Genomic DNA, 25049 nt, shown 5'->3' on the forward strand with positions numbered 1-25049 from the left:
CCGCCCCCCTGCGGGGCTAAACAGAACCCGTAAAGGAAGATTATGAACATTATTGAAGCTGCCGTTGCTACTCCTGACGCTCGCGTCGCCATCACCATCGCGCGTTTTAACAACTTCATCAATGACAGCCTGCTGGAAGGTGCTATCGACGCCCTGAAACGTATTGGTCAGGTGAAAGACGAAAACATCACCGTGGTTTGGGTGCCTGGTGCTTACGAGCTGCCGCTGGCCGCCGATGCGTTGGCGAAAACCGGCAAATACGATGCGGTTATCGCGCTCGGCACCGTGATTCGTGGCGGTACTGCGCACTTCGAATACGTTGCCGGCGGTGCCAGCAACGGTCTGTTAAGCGTTGCCCATGACAGCGGTATTCCCGTTGCCTTCGGCGTGCTGACCACTGAAAGCATTGAACAAGCCATCGAACGCGCTGGCACCAAAGCCGGTAACAAAGGTGCAGAAGCTGCACTGACCGCGCTTGAAATGATTAATGTATTGAAAGCCATTAAGGCCTGATTTTTTGTAAGGGGAAATCCGTGAAACCTGCTGCTCGTCGCCGCGCCCGTGAGTGTGCCGTCCAGGCGCTCTACTCCTGGCAGTTGTCTAAAAACGACATCGCTGATGTCGAATACCAGTTCCTGGCGGAACAGGACGTCAAAGACGTTGACGTTATCTATTTCCGTGAGCTGCTGAGCGGGGTGGCAACTAACAGCGCGTATCTGGATGGGCTGATGAAGCCTTACCTGTCTCGTCTCCTCGAAGAGCTGGGCCAGGTGGAAAAAGCGGTACTGCGCATTGCGCTGTTCGAACTGTCCAAACGTGACGATGTGCCCTACAAAGTGGCCATCAACGAAGCGATTGAACTGGCAAAAACCTTCGGTGCCGAAGATAGCCACAAGTTCGTTAACGGCGTACTTGATAAAGCCGCTCCCGCTATTCGTCCCCACAAGAAGTAATCTCCTGGCCGGGTTTTCCCGGCCACATTTTTTCTGCAACTGACATTCTTGAGGTATCACGCATGGCATGCGGTGAGTTTTCCCTGATTGCCCGTTACTTCGATCGCGTAACAAGTTCCCGTCGTGATGTGGAAGCCGGTATCGGCGACGATTGTGCGTTGCTGTCGGTACCCGAAAAACAGCTGCTGGCGATCAGCACCGATACGCTGGTCAGCGGCAATCACTTCCTGCCGGATATCGATCCACGCGATTTGGGCTACAAAGCACTGGCGGTGAATTTAAGCGATCTGGCCGCCATGGGTGCAGATCCGGCCTGGCTTACGCTTGCAATAACGCTCCCTGAAGTGGATGAAGCGTGGCTTGCCGCGTTCAGCGATAGCCTGTTCGAGCAGCTGGATTATTACGATATGCAGCTGATTGGCGGTGACACAACCCGTGGCCCACTTTCTCTGACGCTGGGGATCCACGGTATGATCCCTGCCGGGCGCGCGCTTAAGCGCAGCGGTGCGAAAGCCGGAGACTGGATTTATGTCACCGGAACGCCGGGTGACAGCGCGGCTGGCCTGGCAATCCTTCAGGAACGTTTACAGGTTGCGAATGCACAGCACGCGGATTATCTGCTTAAACGGCATCTCCGCCCGACGCCGCGCGTTTTACACGGCCAGGCGCTGCGCGATCTGGCAAACAGCGCTATCGATCTCTCAGATGGCCTGATTTCCGACCTCGGCCATATCCTGAAGGCCAGCGAGTGCGGGGCGCGTATCGATCTCGATTTGCTGCCTTACTCCGAAGCGATGCTCGAGCACGTTGAACCGGAACAAGCGCTGAAATGGGCGATGTCCGGCGGAGAAGATTATGAACTGTGCTTCACCGTGCCAGAGTTAAACCGCGGTGCGCTGGAAGTGGCTATCGGCAACCTGGGCGTGCCTTATACCTGCATCGGGCAGATTGTTTCTGCGTCTGAAGGGCTGCAGTTTACCCGCGAAGGTAAGCCTGTGACGCTGGAGATGAAAGGCTACGATCACTTTTCGTAGTTTGAATTGGCCTTACTCTCTTATGCCGCCAGTTATGATCACACATGGCAACTGGCGGTGAAGAGATAAAGGGGGAAAAGTTATTTGTTTTTTTAATATCTTCCCGCCATTTCATTCTTTTAATGAATTATTGTTATTAGATAATAACATTTTAACCGATTTTATATCACTCTAATTAAACCTGTTTAAGTTTTATCATTCTTCCATTTGCACTTCTATTATAATATTTTTATTATCTTTGATGCCTTTCTCTTCTATATTATTGTTGTGTGCCATCAAAATAATGGAAATATCTTAATAAAGAAAAATGGAATTTAATCATGTCACAAATGCTCGCATTGTTGCTTGTAACCGGGGTTTTGTACTTTGGTGATGTTATTTCGGTAAGGACAAAAGCAAAAATACCTTCTGTTTTTGTCTGCGCAGTACTTTTTCTTTTGGGCTATTGGAGTTTTTTCCCTAAGGATATTATCAGCATTGCCGGGGTAGCGCCGGTCGTGGCCATCATGGCAATGTATTTACTCATTACCAATATGGGAACGCTTTTATCGATACCGGAGTTGTTGCGGCAGTGGAAAACCATTGTCATTTCACTGTCGGGCATCATTGGGATTATGGCGGCAGTCTGGTGTATCTGCGCATTCCTCTTCGATACCAATACTGCCATTGTGACAACGCCGCCGCTGGTTGGCGGTATTGTTTCGGCCGTTATCATGTCAAAAGGGGCCGCCGAGGCCGGGCTTGTGGATCTCTCCGTTTTCGCCATTTTGATTTATGTGATGCAGGGGTTTGCGGGCTACCCGTTAACGACGTTGATGTTGCAACGGGAAGGTCGACGGGTGCTTGAACTTTACCGTTCTGGTCAATGGCATGAGGATATGCACGGTACTGGCTCTGTTTTAAAAAAAGCGGATTCACAGAATGAAAATGCCATGCCGGGGTTATTCAGAATGTTCCCGGATTCTTACAATACCGGTTACTTCAAATTCTTCCGCCTGGCATTGGTTGGATATCTTGCATATCTGGCCTCGAACTGGCTGGGGCCACTGATCTCTGTAAGCCCGTTTGTGCTTTGCTTACTGTTTGGCGTTATTGCATCATCAGCTGGTTTTCTTGAGAAACAGCCGCTACAGAAGGCTAATGGTTTCGGCTTTACCATAATGGTGCTGATGTTGTTTATCTTTGATACGTTGAATCAGGCAACGCCGGATATGCTGCTACGTCTGCTCGTTCCAATGCTAGTGCTTATTACTACCGCTATTGTTGGTATGTTTCTTGTTTCGTGGGTGATTGGGAAGGTATTGGGAGTTACGATGGAAATGGCATTTGCCATCTCTTTGACGGCCATGTATGGGTTTCCCGCCGACTATATTATTACGAATGAAGCGGTGACTGCGCTGACGCAAAACGCAAAAGAGCGCGAGGTGCTTATGCAGCATATGTTAGCCCCAATGCTGGTCGGAGGATTTATTTCAGTGACGATGGTCTCGGTAGTATTAGCAGGAATTATGGTTGGGTATATCACTCCATTTACAGGTTAGAGACATCAAATTACCTGATGTTATATGAAAAGGATTTTATGTTATGGCTGAAACTAATTTACCGGTCAGCGCAGCACTTGCTCAGTCTGTGCGTCAGCACGTAAGTGCGATGATTGACTTCCGACGTGATCTTCATGCGCATCCCGAATTGCCGTGGCAGGAGCACCGTACTACGGAAAAAATTTTAGAGGAACTAAAGCGTATAGGAATCACCTGCAGGAAAGCGGAACCGACGGGAGTGATTGCTGAAATTGTCGGAGATATGCCAGGAAAAACCGTGGCTCTGCGTGCTGATATGGACGCGCTGCCCGTAAAAGAACTTAACGATTCCTTAAGCTATAAATCGAGTCACGATGGGATTATGCATGCCTGTGGGCATGACTCTCATACCGCTATGTTGCTTACCGCAGCTAAAGCATTACAGGAAAATAAAAAGAGTCTGCGTGGAAAGGTCAGGCTGATTTTTCAGCCAGCCGAAGAGATTGCCGAAGGTGCGAAAGCCATGATTGCTCAGGGGGCGATTGATGGTGTTGATAACGTTTTTGGAATGCATATCTGGAGTTCGCTCTCATCGGGAAAAATCTCCTGTAATGTAGGATCAAGCTTTGCTTCCGCCGATCTACTGAAGGTTACGTTTACTGGAAGAGGTGGACATGGTTCCATGCCTGAGGCCTGCGTCGATGCGGTGGTGGTGGCTTCCTCTTTCGTGATGAATCTTCAGGCAATCGTGGCGCGGGAAACATCAGCACTCGAATCTGCCGTTGTCACGATAGGGCGTATGGAAGTGGGAACCCGCTTCAATGTCATTGCCGAAAATGCTTTACTGGAAGGCACGGTTCGCTGTTTTGATAATGTCACTCGGGAGCGTATTCGCGCTGCTATCGAACGCTATGCACAGCATACCGCCGCTCTTTATGGTGCAAAAGCTGAGGTTGAGTACTCTTATGGCACCCAACCCGTTATCAATGAGGAGCGTAGTGCACTTCTGGCCCAATCGGTTATCTGTGCCTCGTTCGATCAGGCGGTACTCGTAACGGAAAAACCAACGACAGGGGGAGAAGATTTTAGCTTTTACATGGAGGATATCCCTGGCTGTTTTGCTCTTGTTGGCTGCCGGAACCCTGAGAAAGGAAGCATTTGGGCGCATCACCATGGTTGCTTCAATATTGACGAAGATGTGATGGTCTCAGGTGCAGAGTTATATGCTCAATATGCCTGGTGTTATCTGGAGCAGTGCCGCTTTTGATATCGTCGTCCCGGCTTCCAGAGAGAGGCCGGGAGAGGGCATTATTTATATCCCGCCACGGGATGGCGCTGATAAAGCGTCTCCAGCTCGGCAATCTCCTGCGGCTTCAGCGTTAACTCTACGGCACCCAATAAATCATCCAGCTGTTCCTGCCTTGATGGGCCAATAATAGGCGCGGCGATACCCGGTTTGCTGAGCAGCCATGCCAGCGCCACCTGCGCGCGTGAAGCGCCTTTATCGGCCGCGACGTTTGCCAGTCGCTCAGCAATGAGAGCATCGTTTTCATTATTCGTCTGGTACAGCGACTTTCCGACTTCATCTGAAACAGATCTTGCCGTGGTATCGCCCCACGGGCGAGTCAGCTTGCCTCGCGCAAGAGGGCTCCAGGGGATCACCGCTATTTTTTCTTTGTAGCACAGCGGCAGCATCTCCAGCTCTTCTTCGCGGTAAATCAGGTTGTAGTGATCCTGCATGGTGACAAAGCGTGCCCAGCCTGCCTCAGACTGCAAAGCCAGGGCCTGAGCGAACTGATCGCTGCGCATTGAAGAAGCGCCGATATAGCGTGCTTTACCGGCCTTAACCACGTCGTTAAGCGCCTCAAGCGTCTCTTCAATGGGCGTGTCGTAATCCCAGCGGTGGATTTGCAGAAGATCGACATAGTCGGTGCCGAGTCGTTTCAGGCTATCGTCAATAGAACGCAGGATCTGTGGGCGGGAGAGGCCCTGTGGGAGATCGCCGACTTTGTTATAAACCTTAGTCGCCACGACGACATCCTTCCGGCGAGCAAAATCACGCAGCGCACGGCCCAGGATCTCTTCGCTGCTGCCGTCGGAGTAATTATTCGAGGTATCGAAGAAGTTGATCCCTTTATCCAGCGCGTGGCGGATGATTTCCCGGCTGCTTTCTTCGGGAAGGGTCCAGGCGTGGCTGCCGCGATCGGGTTCACCAAAGGTCATGCAGCCGAGGCAAAGACGGGAAACCTTAAGGTCGGTGGTGCCTAACGGGGTGTATTGCACGATGTCGCTCCTGCTATGTTGTAGGGGTATCCTAAAAGCATAGCAGGCCGTACACGTCATACTTCAAACCACAGCGGCGTTGGTGGCGCTCTCATACCTGAATCACTTACCTGAGTAAGCGCATCGGGATATGTTCACTTTCCGTCGTGCTGTGGGTTGAATTATTTAGTGTACGGATGAAGTTAACTTACCCAGCCCCGAATCTTAGCTTCAATACCGGCGGCATCAAGGCCAATCGCGGCGCGCGCTTCTTCCTGAGTTCCCTGAGGAATGAAGAAATCAGGCAGGCCGAGGTTGAGTACGGGAACCGGTTTGCGGTGCGCCATCAGTACTTCGTTCACGCCGCTGCCAGCTCCGCCCATAATGGCGTTTTCTTCAATGGTCACCAGTGAATCGTGGCCTGCTGCAAGCTCCAGAATCAGGGCTTCATCCAGCGGCTTAACAAAACGCATATCGACCAGCGTGGCGTTGAGTGCTTCGGCGGCGGCGGCGGCTTCAGGCAGCAAAGTCCCAAAGTTCAGTAGCGCAATTTTTTCGCCTTCGCGCTTCACCACGCCTTTACCGACAGGCAGCTCAGTTAGCGGAGCAAGCTCTGCACCGGTACCCGTGCCACGTGGATAACGCACGGCGCTTGGGCCTTCGCTGTAGTGGTAGCCGGTATGCAGCATCAGGCGACATTCGTTTTCATCGCTCGGGGTCATGATAACCATGTCCGGAATGCAGCGCAGGAAGGAGATATCAAAGGCGCCCTGGTGCGTCTGGCCGTCGGCACCGACAATCCCGGCGCGATCGATGGCGAACATCACCGGCAGCTTTTGAATGGCCACGTCGTGAATCACCTGGTCGTAAGCACGCTGCAGGAAGGTGGAGTAGATGGCAACGACCGGCTTATAGCCGCCAATCGCCAAGCCTGCCGCGAAGGTAACCGCGTGCTGCTCGGCAATCGCGACGTCAAAATATTGGGCAGGATACTGGCGCGAAAACTCCACCATGCCGGAGCCTTCACGCATGGCCGGGGTGATGGCCATCAGCCTGTCATCGTGGGCTGCGGTTTCGCACAGCCAGTTGCCGAAAATCTTCGAGTAGCTCGGCAGGCCGCCGGTGCTTTTCGGCAGCGTTCCGCTCTGCGGATCGAACTTTGGTACGGCGTGGAAGCTGATCGGATCTTTTTCCGCAGGCGCGTAGCCACGCCCTTTCTTAGTCATGATGTGCAGGAACTGCGGGCCTTTAAGGCTGCGCATATTCTTCAGCGTATTCACCAGGCCAATCACATCGTGGCCGTCGATTGGGCCGATGTAGTTAAAGCCGAGTTCTTCAAACAGCGTACCCGGCACGACCATGCCTTTGATGTGCTCTTCGGTGCGCTTCAGCAGCTCTTTAATCGGCGGTACGCCAGAGAAGACTTTCTTGCCGCCTTCGCGCAGCGTCGAATAAAGCTTGCCGGAAAGCAGCTGTGCCAGGTGGTTGTTCAGCGCGCCCACGTTCTCGGAAATCGACATCTCGTTATCGTTAAGCACGACCAGCATGTCCGGGCGAATATCCCCCGCGTGGTTCATCGCTTCGAAGGCCATGCCGGCGGTGATGGCGCCGTCGCCGATCACGCAGACGGTTTTGCGATCTTTACCTTCTTTTTCTGCGGCAACGGCTATCCCGATGCCTGCGCTAATGGAGGTTGAGGAGTGGCCGACGCTCAGCACGTCGTACTCGCTCTCTGCACGCCATGGAAACGGGTGCAGGCCGCCTTTCTGGCGAATGGTGCCAATATTATCGCGGCGGCCGGTCAGAATTTTGTGCGGATAGGCCTGGTGGCCTACGTCCCAGATGAGTTGATCGAACGGCGTGTTATAGACGTAATGCAGCGCCACGGTCAGTTCGACCGTACCAAGTCCGGAGGCAAAGTGCCCGCTGGAACGGCTTACGCTGTCGAGCAGATAGCGGCGCAGCTCATCGCAAAGCTTAGGTAAGCTTTCTTTAGGCAGCACTCGCAGATCCGGGCTGGCATCCACCAGAGCAAGGGTCGGGTATTTGGCGATATCAAAACTCATCAGAAATCTAAACTCATCGTTGTTATGCGTTATTTATCACGGTGGATAATGTAGTTTGCCAGCGCTTCCAGTGCCGCGGTATTCAGCGACAGCTCAGCAAGCTCGGCCAGAGCCTGCAGTGCTTCCTGATAGAGATCCTGCGCTTTTGCCTGAGCCTGTTCAAGCCCCAGCAGCGCCGGGTAGGTACTTTTGCCAAGCTGTTGATCGGCACCCTGGCGTTTGCCAATGACAGCGGTATCACCAATCACGTCGAGAATATCATCCTGCACCTGGAAGGCGAGGCCGATACTTGCGGCATAGCGATCCAGAATCGGCAGGGCTTTGCGCCCTCGCTCTCCGGCACTTAATGCGCCCAGGCGAACCGCCGCGCGAATCAGGGCCCCGGTTTTATGCAGATGGATACGCTCCAGCGCCGCCAGATCAATTTGCTTGCCTTCGGCGGCCAAATCCAGCGCCTGACCGCCGCACATGCCCGCCACGCCGCTGGCGGTTGCCAGTTCTGAAACCATAGCTAAGCGATCGGCAATCTCAACACCCGGCATTGGCGCATCACTCAGTATAGAAAACGCCAGCGTTTGCAGGGCGTCACCGGCCAGAATGGCGTTCTCTTCGCCAAATTTAATGTGGCAGGTTGGCTGACCGCGACGTAAATCATCGTTGTCCATCGCCGGTAAATCATCGTGGATCAGGGAGTACGCGTGAATACATTCCACGGCGGCGGCCGGTGCATCCAGCGCGTCGTCCGCTACGCCAAACATTTCACCGGTGGCGTACACCAGAAAGGGGCGCAGGCGCTTACCGCCCAATAGTGAGCCATAGTGCATCGCTTCAACCAGTGGACTGTTCTGAAACGGCAGCGGTGCCAGAAAGCGTGAAATGGCGTCATTGACCCGCACAACATGGGCCTGAAGCTGTTGATTGAAATCCATGTTACTCGGCGTCCGGGGTAAAAGGAGTCAGAGGGGCTTCTTCGCTGTCGCTCAGTAGAATCTGTACGCGCTGCTCCGCCTGCTGGAGTTTCACTTGCCCCTGGCGAGCCAGCTGCACGCCGCGTTCAAATTCGTTTAACGCCTCTTCAAGGGCAAGATCGCCGCTTTCCAGACGAGTAACTATTTGCTCCAGTTCGACCAGCGCGGTTTCGAAGCTGGCCGGGGATTCAGTTTTTTTCGGCATAGTGAATGTCTGACTCTGTTTTAATTCGACGCCGACATGGTAGCGGAGTCAATGTGATTATCAAGCAGGCTCGTGCAAGTCGGTTAAGGTGCGCAGTCTTTGCGGGATGGTGATATACTTGCGCGCCTCGGATGCAGGTGGCATTACGCCGCTGCAAGTACTTCTTTTTATGCCCGCGTGCTGCGCAGTCAGCCCGGCTGACTAAACGAACCCTTACCGCCATGAAGTTTATCATTAAATTGTTCCCGGAAATCACCATCAAGAGCCAATCTGTGCGCATTCGCTTTATTAAGATGCTCACCGGGAATATTCGTAACGTTTTAAAACACTACGACGAGAGCCTGGCGGTCGTTCGCCACTGGGACAACATCGAAGTTCGCGCCAAAGATGAAAGTCAGCGTATCGCGATTCGCGAAGCGCTGACCCGCATTCCGGGTATCCACCACATCCTTGAAGTAGAAGATGTGCCGTACACCGATATGCATAACATCTTTGAGCAGGCGCTGGAACTTTATCGCGATAAGCTGGAAGGTAAGAGCTTCTGCGTGCGCGTAAAACGTCGCGGTAAACACGAATTTAGCTCGATTGACGTTGAGCGCTACGTTGGCGGCGGCCTGAATCAGCACATCGAATCCGCGCGTGTGAAGCTTAACGATCCGGACGTAACGGTTAACCTGGAGATCGAAAACGATCGCCTGCTGCTGGTAAAAGGCCGCTATGAAGGTATCGGCGGTTTCCCTATCGGCACCCAGGAAGACGTGCTATCGCTGATTTCCGGCGGTTTCGACTCCGGCGTTTCCAGCTATATGCTGATGCGTCGCGGCTGCCGCGTGCATTATTGCTTCTTTAACCTTGGCGGCGCCGCTCATGAGATTGGCGTTAAGCAGGTGGCTCATTACCTGTGGAACCGCTTCGGCAGCTCTCACCGCGTGCGCTTCGTGGCGATAAACTTTGAGCCAGTGGTCGGCGAGATCCTTGAGAAAGTCGAAGACGGCCAGATGGGCGTGGTGTTAAAGCGTATGTTTGTGCGTGCGGCCTCTCAGGTTGCCGAGCGCTACGGCGTTCAGGCGCTGGTGACCGGTGAAGCATTGGGGCAGGTGTCCAGCCAGACGCTAACCAACCTACGTCTGATCGATAACGTCTCCGATACGCTGATCCTGCGTCCGCTGATCTCTCATGATAAAGAGCACATCATCGATCTGGCGCGTGAAATCGGTACCGCTGATTTTGCCCGCACGATGCCAGAGTATTGCGGCGTGATCTCGAAAAGCCCAACCGTGAAAGCGGTGAAGGCGAAAATTGAAGAAGAAGAGCAGAAGTTCGACTTCTCTATTCTGGAGCGTGTGGTTGCGGAAGCGACCAATATCGATATCCGCGATATTGCGACCCAGACTCAGCAGGAAGTGGAGGAGGTCGAAACGGTTAACGCGTTTGGGCCAAACGAGGTGCTGCTGGACATTCGCTCCAACGATGAAGTGGACGAGAAACCTTTTGCGCTGGAAGGCGTTGAGGTTGTTGCGCTGCCGTTCTACAAGCTAAGCACTAAGTTTGCCTCCCTCGACCAGAGCAAAACCTACCTGCTGTGGTGTGAGCGTGGCGTGATGAGCCGCCTGCAGGCGCTGTACCTGAGCGAGCAGGGCTTTAAGAATATTAAGGTATACCGCCCGTAAAAGGCTGACCCTCACCCCGGCCCTCTCCCTAAAAGGGAGAGGGAGAATTCAGGTTAGTCTCTTCGCCCCTGTGGGGAGAGTAAGAACACCATTCTGGTTCCCTCGCCCCTTTGGGGAGAGGGTTAGGGTGAGGGGCTATTACTGATAATCCCTGAAGCTATAAATCCCCGCAGCCAGCACCAGCTGCTGCGACACTTCATGCGCCTTTTCGCGGCTCACCAGTAGGTCGATAATCTTCAACGCAAAATCAATCGCCGTTCCCGGCCCCTGGCTGGTGAGCAGGTTGACGCGTGGATCCCAGACGACGCGTTTATCCTGCCATTGCCCCTCGGGGATGGTGTCTTTCAGGCCAGGAAAGCCGGTCATATTGCCTATCGGGAATAGCTCATGTGGTACCAGGACGGTACCCGCCGCCGCACAAATCGCGGCCACAATGCGGCCGGAAAGATGGAACTGGCGAACGGTTTCAACCAGTAACGGGCTGTCGCGGAAGCATTCAGCGCCCTTAAGGCCGCCGGGTAACACGATGATGTCGAAGTCGCCGTCGGCAACCTCAACCAGCGGCGCGTCCGCCAGCAGCTTCACGCCGCGTGAGCAAACAATTTTCAGGTCGCCGTCGGTAGCCACGCTTGCCGTCGTCACCTTGATTCCGGCGCGAACCAGCAGATCGATAGTCGTGACCGCTTCGGTCTCTTCAGTGCCAGGTGCCAGGCAGACCAGCGCTTGTGCGCTCATATTCATTCTCCTTACGTTTAACCCGCTCGTAGAGGCGGGCGTTCACCGGTACGGGGATGCCGTGAGCTCTTGCTCTGCGCAACAGATAGCCGGTGATATAGTCAATTTCCGTGTGGCGCTCCAGGCGGATGTCCTGCAGCATCGATGAGGTGTTTTCTGCCGTGCTATCAATAACCTGCCCGACATAATCAAGAAGGCTTTGTTGTGATGTATGGTGTCCCTCACGCTCCATCACCTGCGCCACTTCTTCACAGATGCTGGCAACCTCTTCAGCGTGATTTTTCAGTTCGCCGTTTGAGCAGCCGTACAGCGCGGTCAGCGGGTTAATCACGCAGTTTACCGCAAGTTTGTTCCAGCTCGCCGGCTGGATATTGTTGTGCCAGGCGACGTCCGACAGTGCGGCATGCAGCATATCTGCAAGGAAGCTGTAGTCGCTGGCTTTGGCGTTGCCTGGGCCAATATGGGTGGTGCCTGAGGCCACATGAACAATGACATTACCGTCTCTTTTGGCCGCCTGGGTCGTTAACCCGAGCAGCAAAGGCTGAGGCAAACCGCCCAGCTCATCCAGCGTCCCCATCCCGTTATGCAGCAATAAAATAGGGCAGCTCGAAGGTAGTTGTGTGGATAAGGTGCGCACGGCATCGGAAACCTGCCATGCTTTGAGCGTCACCAATAAGAGATCGCTGGTGGCGAGAAATTCGGGATCGTTAGCCGTGAACGACTCGTTAACGACGCTACCGTTAGTATTATCAAGCAGATTTACGTGGCAATATGGCTGCGGAACCCGCAACCAGCCCTGAAGCTCATGGCCTTGTTTATGTAGTGCTGCCAGCCATAGCTGACCCAGCGCACCGCAACCCAACACGGTGATTTTCATCATTGCCTCCCCATTCGCCGACTTCGCGAATGCTAAACTTACTTTCTATTATAGCGTTATCGACTTTCTGACTCTTTAACGGGTTGTTTTGCGCCGCTCAGCGGGTATTATGCAACGCAAACCAGAGAGGGAGAAAACATATGCCATCTTTTGATATCGTTTCTGAAATCGACATTCAGGAAGTAAACAACGCGGTAGAGAACGCCGAGCGCGAACTGGCTACTCGTTTTGACTTTCGTAACGTGCCGGTGAGCTTTGAACTGAATGAAAAAAATCAGACCATCAAAGTCGCCAGCGAATCAGACTTCCAGGTTAACCAACTGCTGGATATTCTGCGGGCCAAGCTGCTTAAACGAGGCATCGAGGGCAGTTCTATCGATGTGCCGGAAGAGTTTGTCCACAGCGGTAAGACCTGGAGCGTGGAAGCGAAGCTGAAGCAGGGGATTGAAGCCAGCGTCGCCAAGAAAATCATTAAGCTGATTAAAGACAGCAAGCTAAAGGTTCAGACCCAGATCCAGGGCGAAGAGATCCGCGTCACGGGTAAAGCTCGCGATGATTTACAGGCCGTAATGGCGCTGATTCGTGGCGGCAATCTGGGGCAGCCGTTCCAGTTTAAGAACTTCCGCGACTGATTTTTACCCTAACCCTCGCCCTTTTAGGGCGAGGGTTTTTTTTAGCCCTTCACCACCTGCTCAATCTCATACCGGTTCGTCAGCTTGCTGTCTATTTTCACGTACGCGCTGCGTTCTTCTGGAATGATATTCGCTTCGCTCACGCCCGGCTGAGCCAGCAGCCTTTCCCGCAAATTCTTGTCGTTCACGCTGCTTTCCGGTAGCTCAATACGCAGGCTACTGACGTAAGGTGGTTCCTGCATGGTCCAGCTTACCAGCAGCCAAACCATTGCCAGTAGCGCGCCTGCCAGGAAAACGGTTTGCGAATCAAACAGTCCGTTCAGCCAGCCGCCGAGCGACCCGCCGATAGCCACGCCGATAAACTGGCTGGTGGAGTAGATGCCCATCGCAGTGCCTTTATAGCCCGCCGGTGATTCTTTACTGATAAGAGAAGGCAGAATGGCTTCCATCAGGTTAAACGCGAGGAAGAACAGCTGAACGCCGATGATCAGATCCCAGAAATGTGGGCCCGCGCCCCAAAGTACGATCTCGGCAATCAGCAGTATCGCAACACAGCCAACGAACACGTGCTTCATGCGGCGCTTCACTTCGGCATAAATGATGAAGGGCACCACCGAAACAAACGAAATCAGCATCGTGCAGAGATAAACTTTCCAGTGCTGAGCCGCCGGGAAGCCCGCTTGTTCAAGCTGACCCGGCAGTGCGACAAAGGTGGACATCAGCATGATATGCAGGCACATAATGCCAAAATTCAGTTTTAGCAGCTTCGGCTCCATCATCACTTTGCGGAAGCAGCCTTTGACCATCCCCGACTCGCGGTTTAGCACGTGCGTTTCGGTATTCGGGACCACCCAAAGGGTAATAAGAATACCGCAGCTTGCCAGGACGGCAATCATCCAGAACAGCGCCTGCAGGCCAAGCGCCTGTGTGATGATTGGCCCCAGCACCATCGCGATGGCGAAGGTGACACCGAAGCTGACGCCAATAAAGGCCATGGCTTTGGTGCGGTTCTGCTCGCGGGTCAGGTCGGAGAGCAGCGCCATTACCGCGGCGGCAATGGCGCCGGAGCCCTGCAGCGCACGGCCTAAAATCACGCCCCAGATAGAGTCAGTGAGGGCGGCGATAATGCTGCCGAGCACAAAGATTGCCAGCCCGCCGACGATCAGCGGTTTGCGGCCAATGCGGTCTGAAAGCAGGCCGAACGGGATCTGAAAGACGGCCTGGGCCAGGCCGTAGATACCAATTGCCAGGCCAATGAGCGCTTCGCTCGCACCCTGTAACGCCATACCCCAGGTGGTTAGAACCGGCAATACCATAAACATACCCAGCATGCGCAGGGAAAACACGGTTCCTAAACCCCACGTCGCTCGCAGCTCGACGGGCGTCATTTTGTAATCGTTCATTACCACCTCAGATAAAAAGTCGGCCTTAGTGTAGTGCGAGGGCAGGGGAGGGTAAATCGATAGTTATTTAACAGATATTACAGTAGATAAGTCTTGATGATATTAACAAAAAAGCGGGTCAAGGCGTTCTTTCAGGGCATTGACAAAGTAGTGAGCGGGTACGTAGGTATTTTGTTGGACTTATCAATGAAAAAAGGGCGCCTGAGCGCCCTTTATGTGCTTGATGACCTACCAGACGTAAGTCAGCAGACTATGTGAGTCTGGTACCATGAAGTCGACCGACATCATTACGCTGAGCGAGGTGATGGCAACGATAGAGAAGATGAACAGCTTGCGTGCCCAGACTTTATCGTCTTCCACTTTATAGCCCCGCAGCGCCATGCCCAGCCACCAGACGCTGACCGCAGCGGCAACCACCAGATACTTGTATCCGGCATAACCGCCCAGGGAGAGCATCAGCGTCGCCACAGCAAAGGCGATGATATACAGCGTGATATGGTTTTTCGCCACCGAAATGCCTTTCACCACCGGCAGAACCGGGATGTTGGCGGCCTGGTAATCTTTAAAGCGGAAGATGGCAATCGCGTACGAGTGCGGCATCTGCCACAGGCTAAAGATAGCTAACAGGATTGCTGCGCCGGTGTCGAACTCGTTGGTCACGGCGCAGTAGCCGATAACCGGAGGAGCCGCACCGGACAGGCTGCCAATCAGCGTGCCGTAGACCGAGTGGCGCTTCATGTAGAGGCTATAAACCCCGACATATACCACAAAGCCCATTACGGCCAGCCACATTGCGAGTGGATTAGCACCAAACCACAGCAGCATGAAGCCAGCAATACCCAACAAGGTGGCATACACCAGCGAAATTTTCGGTGAAATCAGGCCTTTAACCAGCACCCGATTCTTTGTCCTCTCCATCTTCTGGTCGATGTCGCGGTCGATAAAGTTGTTATAAACACAACCTGATGCGACGACCAGTGACACACCCACCAGCGTGTAGAGGAACAGCGGGTAATTAATGCTGCCCTTCGAGGCCAGTAAAAATCCCCCAATGACAGAAATTAAATTACCGAAAATAATTCCTGGTTTCGTTACTTGCAGGTATTGCTTAATCATACATGCCGCTCTTAGTGAACCATCATGTTCAGGTTGAGGTTCCACATAATCCAGATCGAGCCAATCACCAGGATGGCGATAATCAGCACCGTAAAGGCGAAGGCCACCAGGTTCCAGCGCTCACTCGAAGAGGTGTTCAGATGCAGGAAGCACACGAGGTGCACCAGAATCTGTACTACTGCAGTGACCAGGACCACGGCAAGCATCGTGCCGTGAGAAGCGGTTCCTTCCATTACAATCCAGAACGGGATAGCCGTCAGGATGATAGACAGGATAAATCCTGTCATATAGGTCTTCACGCTACCGTGGTGGGCGCCGCTGTGTTCAGTTGAATGACTCATTACATCGCCCCCATCAGATACACTACAGAGAATACACAGATCCATACCACGTCAAGGAAGTGCCAGAACAGGCTCAGGCACATCAGACGCGCACGGTTGGTGTTGGTCAGGCCGCGACGGGACACATGAATCATCATGAATGCCATCCACACCAGACCGGAGGTGACGTGCAGGCCGTGGGTACCAACCAGCGCGAAGAACGCTGACAGGAAGCCGCTGCGATCCGGACCGAAGCCTTCCGCAATCAGGTGATGGAATTCATAGATTTCCATCCCGACGAAGCCTGCACCGCACAGGAAGGTCAGCGCCAGCCAGGAGATAACCTGGCTTTGGTTGCCCTTGTTCATGGCGATAATCGCCATGCCGTAGGTGATGGAGCTGACCAGCAGCAGGGCAGTTTCAACCATCACGAACGGCAGTTCGAAGATATCTTTACCTGCCGGGCCGCCCGCAGTGCCGTTCACCAGAACGGCATAGGTCGCAAATAAGCAACAGAACAGAATGCAGTCGCTCATCAGGTAGATCCAGAAACCAAAGACCTTATTGGTTCCCGCATCGTGGTGCCCGTGCTCCGCGGCGTGGGCGTTATTTACAGTCTCAGTTGCCATTTTTCAGCCCTGCTTTGGTGAGTTCTTCGAAATGCTGATTTTCCAGTTTTTCGACTTCAGCAACCGGAACATAGTAATCCACATCTTCGTCGAAGCTTTTCGCGATCCAGGTGATGATGATGCCGGCAAAGCCAACAATCGCCAGCCACCAGATATGCCAGATCATGGCAAAACCAAACACGGTGCTGAATGCTGCAATAATGATACCGGCTGCGCTGTTGCGCGGCATATGAATCTCTTCATAGTGCGCAGGCTGTTTGTACGCTTCGCCTTTCTCTTTCATCTCCCAGAATGCATCACGTTCGTGAACGTGCGGCAGGTGGGCAAAGTTATAGAACGGAGGCGGAGAAGAGGTTGCCCACTCCAGCGTACGGCCACCCCACGGGTCACCGGTCAGATCGCGGTTCTGCTCGCGGTCACGGATAGAGACGTAGAACTGAATCAGCTGGCACAGAATGCCCAGAGCGATCAGCGCCGCACCACAGGCTGCAACGACCAGCAGGGTGTGGAACTGTGGATCGATCTGCTGGCTCAGACGACGGGTCATGCCCATGAAGCCCAGCACGTATAGCGGCATAAACGCCACGAAGAAGCCGATAATCCAGAACCAGAAGGCGCGTTTGCCCCAGGTTTCGTTCAGCGTGAAGCCGAACGCTTTTGGCCACCAGTAGGTCAGACCTGCGAAGCAACCGAAGACCACGCCGCCGATGATAACGTTGTGGAAGTGTGCAATCAGGAACAGGCTGTTGTGCAGCACGAAGTCCGCGCCCGGCACCGCCAGCAGAACACCGGTCATCCCACCGATAGAGAAGGTGACGATGAAGCCAATGGTCCACAGCATCGCGGAGTTAAAGACGATGCGGCCCTGATACATGGTGAACAGCCAGTTGAAGATCTTCACCCCGGTCGGGATGGCGATAATCATGGTGGCAATACCGAAGAAGGCGTTTACGTTCGCACCGCTGCCCATGGTGAAGAAGTGGTGCAGCCAAACGATGAACGACAGAACGGTAATCGCAATGGTCGCCCACACCAGAGAGGTGTAACCGAACAGACGCTTTTTGGAGAAGGTTGCCACAACCTCGGAGAACACACCGAACACCGGCAGCACCAGGATGTAAACTTCCGGGTGGCCCCAGGCCCAGATGAGGTTGATGTACATCATCATGTTGCCACCCATATCGTTGGTAAAGAAATGGGTGCCAAGGTAGCGGTCGAGGGTCAGCAGCGCGACGGTCACGGTGAAGATGGGGAACGCGGCAATAATCAGTACGTTAGTACACAGCGAAGCCCAGGTGAACACCGGCATTTTGAACATGGTCATACCCGGGGTACGCATGTTCAGAATGGTCACGAAGAAGTTAATACCGGTCAGCGTCGTACCGATACCGGACAGCTGGAGACTCCAGATCCAGTAGTCGACCCCGACGCCGGGACTGTACTCAATCCCCGAGAGCGGTGGATAAGCCACCCAGCCGGTCTGTGCGAATTCGCCCACGCCCAGTGAGAGGTTAACCAGCACCACGCCGACAACGGTGAACCAGAAGCTCAGGTTGTTCAGGAATGGGAAGGCAACGTCACGTGCGCCAATCTGCAACGGCACAACCAGGTTCATCAGGCCGATAACAAAAGGCATCGCCACGAAGAAGATCATGATAACGCCATGGGCGGTAAAGATCTGATCGTAGTGGTGAGGCGGCAGGAAGCCTGCTTCGCCCGCGGAGGCCAGCACCTGCTGGCTACGCATCATGACCGCATCGGCAAAGCCGCGCAGCAGCATGACGATAGCGACGATAACGTACATTACGCCAAGGCGTTTGTGGTCAACGGAGGTTAGCCACTCTTTCCATAAATATTCCCACTTACCGAAGTAAGTGATAGCCGCAAGCAGCGCCAGTCCCCCGACGATGATTGCCGCAACCGTAACCATGACAATTGGCTCATGATACGGGATTGCATCCAGTGTAAGTTTTCCGAACATCGTATTATTCCTCGGCCCCTTAGTGAGAGGTTTCCGCGTGACTCATGTCCATGCCTTCCATACCTTCCATGCCTTTCATATCGTCATGGGAAGCCTGTTCACCTTCCGGCTTGGCCATGTGCATGCTCCCGTGTCCCATAAATTTGTTAATCACGTCTTTAAACAAATCAGGTTTAACACTGGAGAAGTATTCGACTTTGTTGTATTCGCTTGGTGCGGCCAGTTTCTCGTAGGTCGCCATATCGTTCATGACTTCCGGAGACTGTTTCGCTTTAGCAACCCATTGGTTAAAGGTGTCCATGTCCGGCGTGGCAATAGCCTTGAACTTCATACCGGAGAAACCTTTACCGCTGTAGTTTGACGAAATACCGTCGTAGGTGCCTGCTTCATCGGCAATCAGGTGCAGTTTGGTCTGCATGCCTGCCATTGCGTAGATTTGGCTACCCAGGCGCGGAATAAAGAAGGAGTTCATCACCGAGTTAGAGGTGATTTTGAATTCCACTGGGGTATTGGCCGGGAAGGCAATTTCATTCACCGTTGCGATACCCTGCTCCGGATAGATGAAGAACCATTTCCAGTCCATAGCGATAACTTCGATGGTAACCGGCTTCGCCTCATGCTCCAGCGGACGGCTAGGTTCAAGAGAGTGAGTGGTTTTCCAGGTCAGTACCGCGAGGAAGATAACGATAAGGATAGGAATCGTCCAGACCACAGCTTCAACTTTGTTCGAGTGCGACCAGTTTGGGCTGTATTTGGCGTCTTTGTTTGAAGCCCGATACTTCCAGGCAAAACCGATAGCCATTGCGATTGCAGGAATAACGACAATCAACATCAGGCCAATAGCCGTCAGTATCAATGAACGTTGTTCCAGTCCGATCTGTCCTTTGGGATCAAGGAGTGCAGAATCACAGCCACTGAGTAAAAATGCGCCTGCGATTAATGACAACCATCCCAAACTTTTATTGTATTTCCTGAGTCTCATTTAACGACCTCAATTCCGGGGAGCTCTATTGTCGTTTAAAGTGTGCCGGCATTTTACGGGAAGGTTACATTACTGTAAACATGAATGGCTCAGTGTCAGTAGGGTGTTACTGGGTTCTGCCGCCAATGTCACACAGAATGCAACAAACTGTAAAATCTAGCGTTGGTGCGTGGTAGCTGAAGGATATAACGAAAACCTATCTCAGGGGAAATAGACCGGGAAAATTGGTATAACCAACCAAATTGAAATACATTTAATTAACAATGTGGCAGCAATTATCACATGTTTCCAACAAATATTAATTTCGCACCGGGCTGAATCGTTAAGGGTAATCTTTTAATGCGTATTGAACAAAGTAATTAAAGAAAAGTGTATTTAATGATGATAAATAGTCCGCGGCGGTAACACTTAACGACCTGAGTAATTAATAGACAAAAAAAGTAACTACCCGGTATTAATTACATTCTGTTCAATTCAGCAATCATGGATAACCTCGGGCTAAGGACGTTTTTTATCCGCGGTGATGTCGGGGTTGTGGCGGTGGTTGCGCATATTTCATCTACGATTGGTCTCCCCAACCTTCTGGCGCTATCGTGACTGTCATGTCCCTACGAAGCAGCCTGATGGATAAAATAAAAAAGCCCCGGTGTACGCCGGGGGCTTTCACATCAAGCGCCGTTCATCAGAACATCAATACCATCCACGGGTAGCTGATAAGCATCAGCGAGCAGAGGAAGATGGCGCCAAAGATGGTCCCCATTCGCCAGTAGTCTTTGGTTGGCAGATAGCCGCTGCCGTAGTAAATCGGGCTTGGGCCGGTGCCGTACGGGGTGATGATCCCCATCACGCCGAGCGAGGTCACCATCATCAGGCAGAACACCGGCATATTAATACCCGGAATCGACGCGGCGATGGTCAGGGTCGCAGGCAGTAGCGCGGTGGTGTGTGCCGTGGTGCTGGCGAACAGGTAATGCAGTAGATAAAAGGCCACCAGCAGCATGACCGCAGAAGCTTGCGGGTCGAATCCTTGCAGTAGCGAGGCTCCTTCTTTACCCAGCCAGGCAATAAAGCCCACGCGCGCCAGGCCATCGGCCAGCGCCACCAGGGTGGCAAACCAGGCAAAAGTATTCCAGGCCGGTTTATTACTGATAATATCGTTCCAGTTCAGTACGCCGGTCCAGAGCATCAGGATAATGACCAGCAGAGCGGCCATCGCGGGCTCAATCCACGCTGCGGCGAAAATCCACATCAGCAGGGCGCTACAAACGAACAGCAGCAGCAGAATTTCGTTGCGCGACAGTTTGCCCAGTTTTTCCAACTCAGCGGCAGCCCACTTAGGCACTTCGTCATTCACCTTCACTTCCGGTGGGTAGAACCAGTAGGCCAACAGCGGCATCGTCAGGATCAGCAGCACGCCCAGCGGCAGGAAGGCCAGGAACCACATCCCCCAGGAGATCTCGAAGCCGATGATGCTTTTCACCAACGCGAGAGCCAGCAGGTTAGGTGCCAGTGCAGAAAGGAACATCGAGCTGGTGATACAGGCGGCACTGATCGCAACCCACATCAGGTAAGAACCGATCCTACGCGAGCTTGGATCGTTCGGCAAAGAGCCATAAAGCGGCGGCAGGTTGGCAATAATCGGGTAGATGGTGCCCCCGCTGCGCGCGGTATTAGACGGCGTGAACGGCGCGAGGAGCAGGTCGGCGAAGGTAATCGCATAGCCCAATGTCAGGCTACGTCGGCCAAGATATTTCACCAGAATCAGCGCCAGGCGACGGCCAAACTGTGTTTTGTCATAGCCGGCGGCAAACATAAAAGCACCAAAAATCAGCCAGACAGTTGAGTTACTGAATCCGCTCACCGCCCACTGGAAGGACTGGCTGGCCAGCTTAAACTTAGGATCGGCAAGCTCCGCCGGGCTAAACAGCAGCCACTGACTGAACAGGGCGATCACGACCACGCCCGTTAATCCAATCACCGCGCCCGGCAGCGGTTCAAATATCAAACCGACAATCACGCCGACGAAGACGGCAAAGAAGTGCCAGGCATAGGGCTCTAATCCTGCAGGAACCGGCAGCAGTAATATTATTATGCTGATCAGAATGGGTAAAAAGAGCAATATCAAGCGCTTTTTATTCTCCGCACCTGGCGGCGGAGCTTTCGCTGGTGCGCTTATTGTTGAGGTGTTAGTCATAACCTGTGCCTTAAAGTTATCATGATGAATTCGATTAATATTCCCTGCGTAACCTGTTTCCTGAATTTTATTTCTGCCTGATCTCTTATAGGCAGAATTTGATGCATTCATGATAGTTTTTTTAACCGGTGCAAATCTGACCGCTCATTGCACCTGATTCCAGCCTCCATTTAACCTCATATTTAATGTGTGATAATCGATAGTTTCTTGAATACTTCATCATACTGAAACAATTGGTGATTATCCCTTTTTTTGCTCTTTGCTATGTCATCTCAGCTATTTGATTTTGGTTTTTATTTGGTAAAAAACCAACGATTTTATTTAACTAAAAAAACTTGCTCTATTTATATCCATAGTCTCTGAGTGGTTAACGGTCAAATCATAAGCTGATCTAGATATACTGCTTCGCTTACGCTCACGTCTTACTCACAAGAATAGGTGGCGTATAAAACCACTTGTTATTTATGGTTATTATTTGTATTTGCTTTTTTTAAGGCGTTGACTAACATTCGAAAAATATATTCCGCAAAATTGCCGTTTTCTGTTCACAAATTCAAATTACGTTACTCCCTGATAATTGTGTTGCCTGCCGGGGCTATTCACCGAGTGCCGGACAATGTCGACCTCACCTGCTGGAATGATAAAGAATGAACGCCAAAACCCCGATCCTGAAGCCGCTCACCTTGCCCAACGGCGCGGTACTGAAAAACCGTCTGATCATGGCGCCGATGACCACCTGTACTGGTTTTTACGACGGCAGCGTGCCGAGCGATCTCGTTGAGTATTATCGCGAACGCGCCGGCACTATCGGCACCGTTATCGTCGAATGCTGCTTTATCGACCCTAAGGGTCCCGCTTTCCCCGGTGCTCTGGCCATCGACAGCGATAACAAAATCCCCGGCCTTGCGCGCATTGCCAGCGCGATTAAATCCCAGGGGTCGAAAGCGATTCTGCAGATTTACCACGGCGGCAGGATGGTTGAGCCGGAGCTGATTGGCGGTAAAAAGCCCGTTGCGCCGAGCGCCATCGCCGCGCCGCGTGAGGGTGCGACTACGCCCGTAGCCTTAACCGCTGAAGAAGTCGACGTGATGATCACCAAATTTGGTGACGCCGTGAACCGTGCCATTAAAGCCGGATTTGACGGCGTGGAGATCCACGGCGCAAACACTTACCTGATCCAGCAGTTCTACTCGCCAAACTCGAACCAGCGCGACGATAAATGGGGCGGCAGCCGTGAAAACCGCGCCCGCTTCCCGCTGGAAGTGCTCGAGATCACTCATAAAATGGCGAGTCGCTTCGCCGATGCTTCCTTTATTATCGGCTATCGCTTCTCGCCGGAAGAAATTGAGGTACCGGGCATTCGCTTTGACGACACCCTGTATCTGCTGGAAAAGCTGGCTGAAAGAGGCGTTGATTATCTGCACTTCTCCGTGGGCTACTTCAAGCGCGCCTCAATAGTCGACACCAAAGACCCAACGATGCTGATCGACAAATACCTGACTATGCGCTCTGAAACGCTGGCGAAAGTCCCGGTTATCGGCGTGGGCGGCGTAGTTAATCGCAGCGACGCTGAAGAAGCGCTGGGACTAGGCTATGACCTGATTGCCGTGGGTAAGGCCTGCATCGCTTATCCGGACTGGGCCGATCGTATTTTGAAAAATGAAACGCTCGATCTGTTCATCGACAGTACCAAGCGTGAAGAGCTTCTGATCCCTGAGCCGCTGTGGCGCTTCTCGCTGGTTGACGCCATGATCCGCGATACCACCACCACTGGCCGTAAATACAAAGCCGGCGTCTTCCAGGAAAAAGTGGAGGCCGAAGCGCTGAAGCTTAAAATCAGCGTTACCCTCGACACCGACCGTATCACCGACATTACCCTGGTGCAGGATGACTCAGTGGATGTCGATTTCACGCCAAGCTTCGAGATCCTGCGTTCCCGTATGCTGGTGGCCAACAGCCCGTACGTTGATGCCGTGACCGGAGCGACCACCCAGAGTGAGGCGTTGAAGAAAGCGGTATCCCGCGCGTTGACGACGTCGAGCAAAGAACACGTCATTGAAGAAGGCGGCAACCCTGATGCCCCTCAAAGCTACGATGTTGTGGTGATTGGCAGTGGCGGTGCAGGTCTGGCGGCGGCCATTCGTGCTTCCGATGCCGGTGCCCGCGTGGTGATTATTGAGAAAATGCCAACCATTGGCGGTAACACCATTAAGGCATCCGCGGGGATGAATGCCGCGGAAACGCGCTTCCAGACGATGAAGGGCATTAAGGACAGCAAAGAGCTGTTCTACGATGAGACGCTGAAAGGCGGCAAGTTCAGAAACAATGTTGAGCTGCTGAAGGCGTTCGTGGATCGCGCGCCAGGCGCCATTGAATGGCTGGCAAGCCTCGACATCGCGCTGAGTGACATCACCACCACCGGTGGCATGAGTATTGATCGCACGCACCGGCCTGAAGATCGGTCCGCCGTCGGCGGCTATCTGATTAGCGGTCTGGTGAAGCAAATTAATCAGCGCAGCATTGACGTTCTGCTGGATTCGACCGTCGAAGAGATCCTGCACGAAAATGGTGTGGTGAACGGGGTTAAGATCGTTAACGAATATAACGAGCACCATATTCTGCTGGCGAAAAGCGTGGTGGTGGCGACGGGCGGCTTTAGCGCCAACCGTAAAATGGTGGTTCATTATCGCCCTGAGCTGAAAGGCTTTGTCACCACCAACCACAAGGGTGCGACCGGCAGCGGCATCGCCCTGCTGGAAAAAATCGGCGCCGGTACTGTAGATATGGATCAGATTCAGATTCACCCAACCGTGGAACAAACCACCTCTTATCTGATCTCCGAGTCCATTCGCGGGGGCGGGGCCATTCTGGTGAGCCAGGAAGGGCAGCGCTTCTACAATGAACTGCAAACGCGCGACAACGTTTCGGCAGAAATTATCGCTCTGCCTGAAAAGAGCGCCTGGATTCTGTTTGACGAGCAGGTACGCCAGAATAACAAAGCGGCGGACGAGTACATCGCCAACGGTTTTGTTATCAGCGCGCCAACGCCAGAAGAGCTGGCGTTGAAGCTGAACATCGATGCCACCGCTCTTCAGCAAACGCTTGACCGTTACAACGGCTTTGTTAAGCAGAACAAAGATGAAGACTTTGGACGCACCACCGGCATGCGCTTCCAGTTGAATACCGGGCCATACTATGCGATCCGCGTTGCGCCTGGCGTTCACCATACAATGGGCGGCGTGACTATCAATACCAACGCTGAAGTGATGAGTACACAGCAGCAGGTGATCACAGGCGTCTGGGCGGCGGGTGAAGTAGCCGGCGGCATTCACGGCGCTAACCGTATCGGCGGTAACGCGGTGGCCGATATCATTATCTTCGGCACGCTCGCCGGGCAGAACGCGGCAGCTCACGCGCTGGCTTAAGGACATAAAAAAACCGGAAAGGATCTCCTTTCCGGCTTTCTCAGACCGGGCGTTAATCTGCCCGGTTTTTTTTATTC

21 protein-coding genes are annotated in these 25049 nt (G+C 53.1%); 8 read left to right on the forward strand and 13 right to left on the reverse strand.

Annotation, left to right across the window (positions count from 1 at the left end; genetic code table 11):
- Positions 1-42: 42 nt before the first annotated feature.
- The 5 genes from ribE to VGM55_RS07805 all read left to right on the forward strand — a co-directional run bounded on the left by ribE (position 43) and on the right by VGM55_RS07805 (position 4774).
- Positions 43-513: a 6,7-dimethyl-8-ribityllumazine synthase gene (ribE, locus tag VGM55_RS07785; protein ID WP_154185364.1), complete on the forward strand. Its 471-nt coding sequence runs from the start codon at positions 43-45 to the stop codon at positions 511-513.
- A 20-nt stretch (positions 514-533) separates the two neighbouring features.
- Positions 534-953 carry a transcription antitermination factor NusB gene (gene nusB / locus VGM55_RS07790; RefSeq protein WP_331635154.1) on the forward strand — a complete coding sequence of 140 codons (420 nt, stop codon included), beginning with the start codon at positions 534-536 and terminating at the stop codon, positions 951-953.
- Between the two features lie 62 nt (positions 954-1015).
- Positions 1016-1987 carry a thiamine-phosphate kinase gene (gene thiL, locus VGM55_RS07795; RefSeq protein WP_154185362.1) on the forward strand — a complete coding sequence of 324 codons (972 nt, stop codon included), beginning with the start codon at positions 1016-1018 and terminating at the stop codon, positions 1985-1987.
- 320 nt (positions 1988-2307) lie between these two features.
- Positions 2308-3528 (forward strand): hypothetical protein, encoded by a 1221-nt coding sequence (locus tag VGM55_RS07800; protein ID WP_331635155.1) that lies wholly within the window; start codon positions 2308-2310, stop codon positions 3526-3528.
- A 43-nt stretch (positions 3529-3571) separates the two neighbouring features.
- Positions 3572-4774 (forward strand): amidohydrolase, encoded by a 1203-nt coding sequence (locus tag VGM55_RS07805; RefSeq protein ID WP_414648218.1) that lies wholly within the window; start codon positions 3572-3574, stop codon positions 4772-4774.
- 41 nt (positions 4775-4815) lie between these two features.
- Here the strand turns inward: VGM55_RS07805 and VGM55_RS07810 are convergent, their stop codons facing one another.
- The 4 genes from VGM55_RS07810 to xseB all read right to left on the reverse strand — a co-directional run bounded on the left by VGM55_RS07810 (position 4816) and on the right by xseB (position 9008).
- Positions 4816-5790: an aldo/keto reductase gene (locus VGM55_RS07810; protein WP_331635156.1), complete on the reverse strand. Its 975-nt coding sequence runs from the start codon at positions 5788-5790 to the stop codon at positions 4816-4818.
- Positions 5791-5972: 182 nt separating this feature from the next.
- The gene (gene dxs, locus VGM55_RS07815) at positions 5973-7835 is read right to left on the reverse strand and encodes a 1-deoxy-D-xylulose-5-phosphate synthase (RefSeq protein ID WP_331635157.1); all 1863 of its coding nucleotides are present in this window, start codon (positions 7833-7835) and stop codon (positions 5973-5975) included.
- Positions 7836-7864: 29 nt separating this feature from the next.
- Entirely contained in the window at positions 7865-8764 is a 900-nt protein-coding gene (ispA, locus tag VGM55_RS07820; protein WP_331635158.1) for a (2E,6E)-farnesyl diphosphate synthase, read from the reverse strand.
- Between the two features lies 1 nt (position 8765).
- Entirely contained in the window at positions 8766-9008 is a 243-nt protein-coding gene (gene xseB / locus VGM55_RS07825) for an exodeoxyribonuclease VII small subunit (protein ID WP_016535170.1), read from the reverse strand.
- 221 nt (positions 9009-9229) lie between these two features.
- On the opposite strand from xseB, the gene thiI reads away from it, so the two are divergent.
- The gene (gene thiI / locus VGM55_RS07830; protein ID WP_154185357.1) at positions 9230-10678 is read left to right on the forward strand and encodes a tRNA uracil 4-sulfurtransferase ThiI; all 1449 of its coding nucleotides are present in this window, start codon (positions 9230-9232) and stop codon (positions 10676-10678) included.
- 138 nt (positions 10679-10816) lie between these two features.
- Here thiI and yajL read toward each other — a convergent pair whose 3' ends face one another.
- Both yajL and panE read right to left on the reverse strand, forming a co-directional pair.
- A complete protein-coding gene (gene yajL / locus VGM55_RS07835) occupies positions 10817-11413 on the reverse strand; it encodes a protein deglycase YajL (RefSeq protein ID WP_331635160.1) in 597 nt (198 codons plus the stop codon).
- On the reverse strand, positions 11373-12290 hold the full coding sequence (panE, locus tag VGM55_RS07840) for a 2-dehydropantoate 2-reductase (protein ID WP_154185468.1): 918 nt from the start codon (positions 12288-12290) through the stop codon (positions 11373-11375). Before panE ends, yajL begins: the two co-directional genes overlap by 41 nt.
- A 140-nt stretch (positions 12291-12430) precedes the next feature.
- Between panE and VGM55_RS07845 the strand changes: the two genes are divergently transcribed.
- On the forward strand, positions 12431-12922 hold the full coding sequence (locus tag VGM55_RS07845; RefSeq protein WP_331635161.1) for a YajQ family cyclic di-GMP-binding protein: 492 nt from the start codon (positions 12431-12433) through the stop codon (positions 12920-12922).
- 41 nt (positions 12923-12963) lie between these two features.
- On the opposite strand, the gene VGM55_RS07850 is transcribed toward VGM55_RS07845, so the two are convergent.
- From VGM55_RS07850 to VGM55_RS07880, 7 genes are all read right to left on the reverse strand, one after another.
- On the reverse strand, positions 12964-14325 hold the full coding sequence (locus tag VGM55_RS07850; RefSeq protein WP_154185354.1) for an MFS transporter: 1362 nt from the start codon (positions 14323-14325) through the stop codon (positions 12964-12966).
- Positions 14326-14553: 228 nt separating this feature from the next.
- Positions 14554-15441, reverse strand: coding sequence for a heme o synthase (cyoE, locus tag VGM55_RS07855; protein WP_154185353.1), 888 nt, complete (start codon positions 15439-15441; stop codon positions 14554-14556).
- Between the two features lie 11 nt (positions 15442-15452).
- A complete protein-coding gene (locus VGM55_RS07860) occupies positions 15453-15782 on the reverse strand; it encodes a cytochrome o ubiquinol oxidase subunit IV (RefSeq protein ID WP_038475091.1) in 330 nt (109 codons plus the stop codon).
- Entirely contained in the window at positions 15782-16390 is a 609-nt protein-coding gene (locus VGM55_RS07865) for a cytochrome o ubiquinol oxidase subunit III (protein ID WP_154185352.1), read from the reverse strand. The genes VGM55_RS07860 and VGM55_RS07865 overlap by 1 nt, the downstream gene beginning before the upstream one ends.
- Positions 16380-18371 carry a cytochrome o ubiquinol oxidase subunit I gene (gene cyoB, locus VGM55_RS07870; RefSeq protein WP_154185351.1) on the reverse strand — a complete coding sequence of 664 codons (1992 nt, stop codon included), beginning with the start codon at positions 18369-18371 and terminating at the stop codon, positions 16380-16382. The genes VGM55_RS07865 and cyoB overlap by 11 nt, the downstream gene beginning before the upstream one ends.
- 19 nt (positions 18372-18390) lie before the next feature.
- Positions 18391-19353: a cytochrome o ubiquinol oxidase subunit II gene (gene cyoA, locus VGM55_RS07875; protein ID WP_039290768.1), complete on the reverse strand. Its 963-nt coding sequence runs from the start codon at positions 19351-19353 to the stop codon at positions 18391-18393.
- A gap of 682 nt (positions 19354-20035) precedes the next feature.
- Positions 20036-21547 (reverse strand): anion permease, encoded by a 1512-nt coding sequence (locus tag VGM55_RS07880; protein ID WP_331635162.1) that lies wholly within the window; start codon positions 21545-21547, stop codon positions 20036-20038.
- Positions 21548-22194: 647 nt separating this feature from the next.
- On the opposite strand from VGM55_RS07880, the gene VGM55_RS07885 reads away from it, so the two are divergent.
- A complete protein-coding gene (locus VGM55_RS07885) occupies positions 22195-24972 on the forward strand; it encodes a flavocytochrome c (protein WP_331635163.1) in 2778 nt (925 codons plus the stop codon).
- The last annotated feature ends 77 nt before the right edge of the window (positions 24973-25049 follow it).

It is taken from the genome of Cedecea sp., from assembly GCF_036500665.1.
Lineage (GTDB): Bacteria > Pseudomonadota > Gammaproteobacteria > Enterobacterales > Enterobacteriaceae > Cedecea.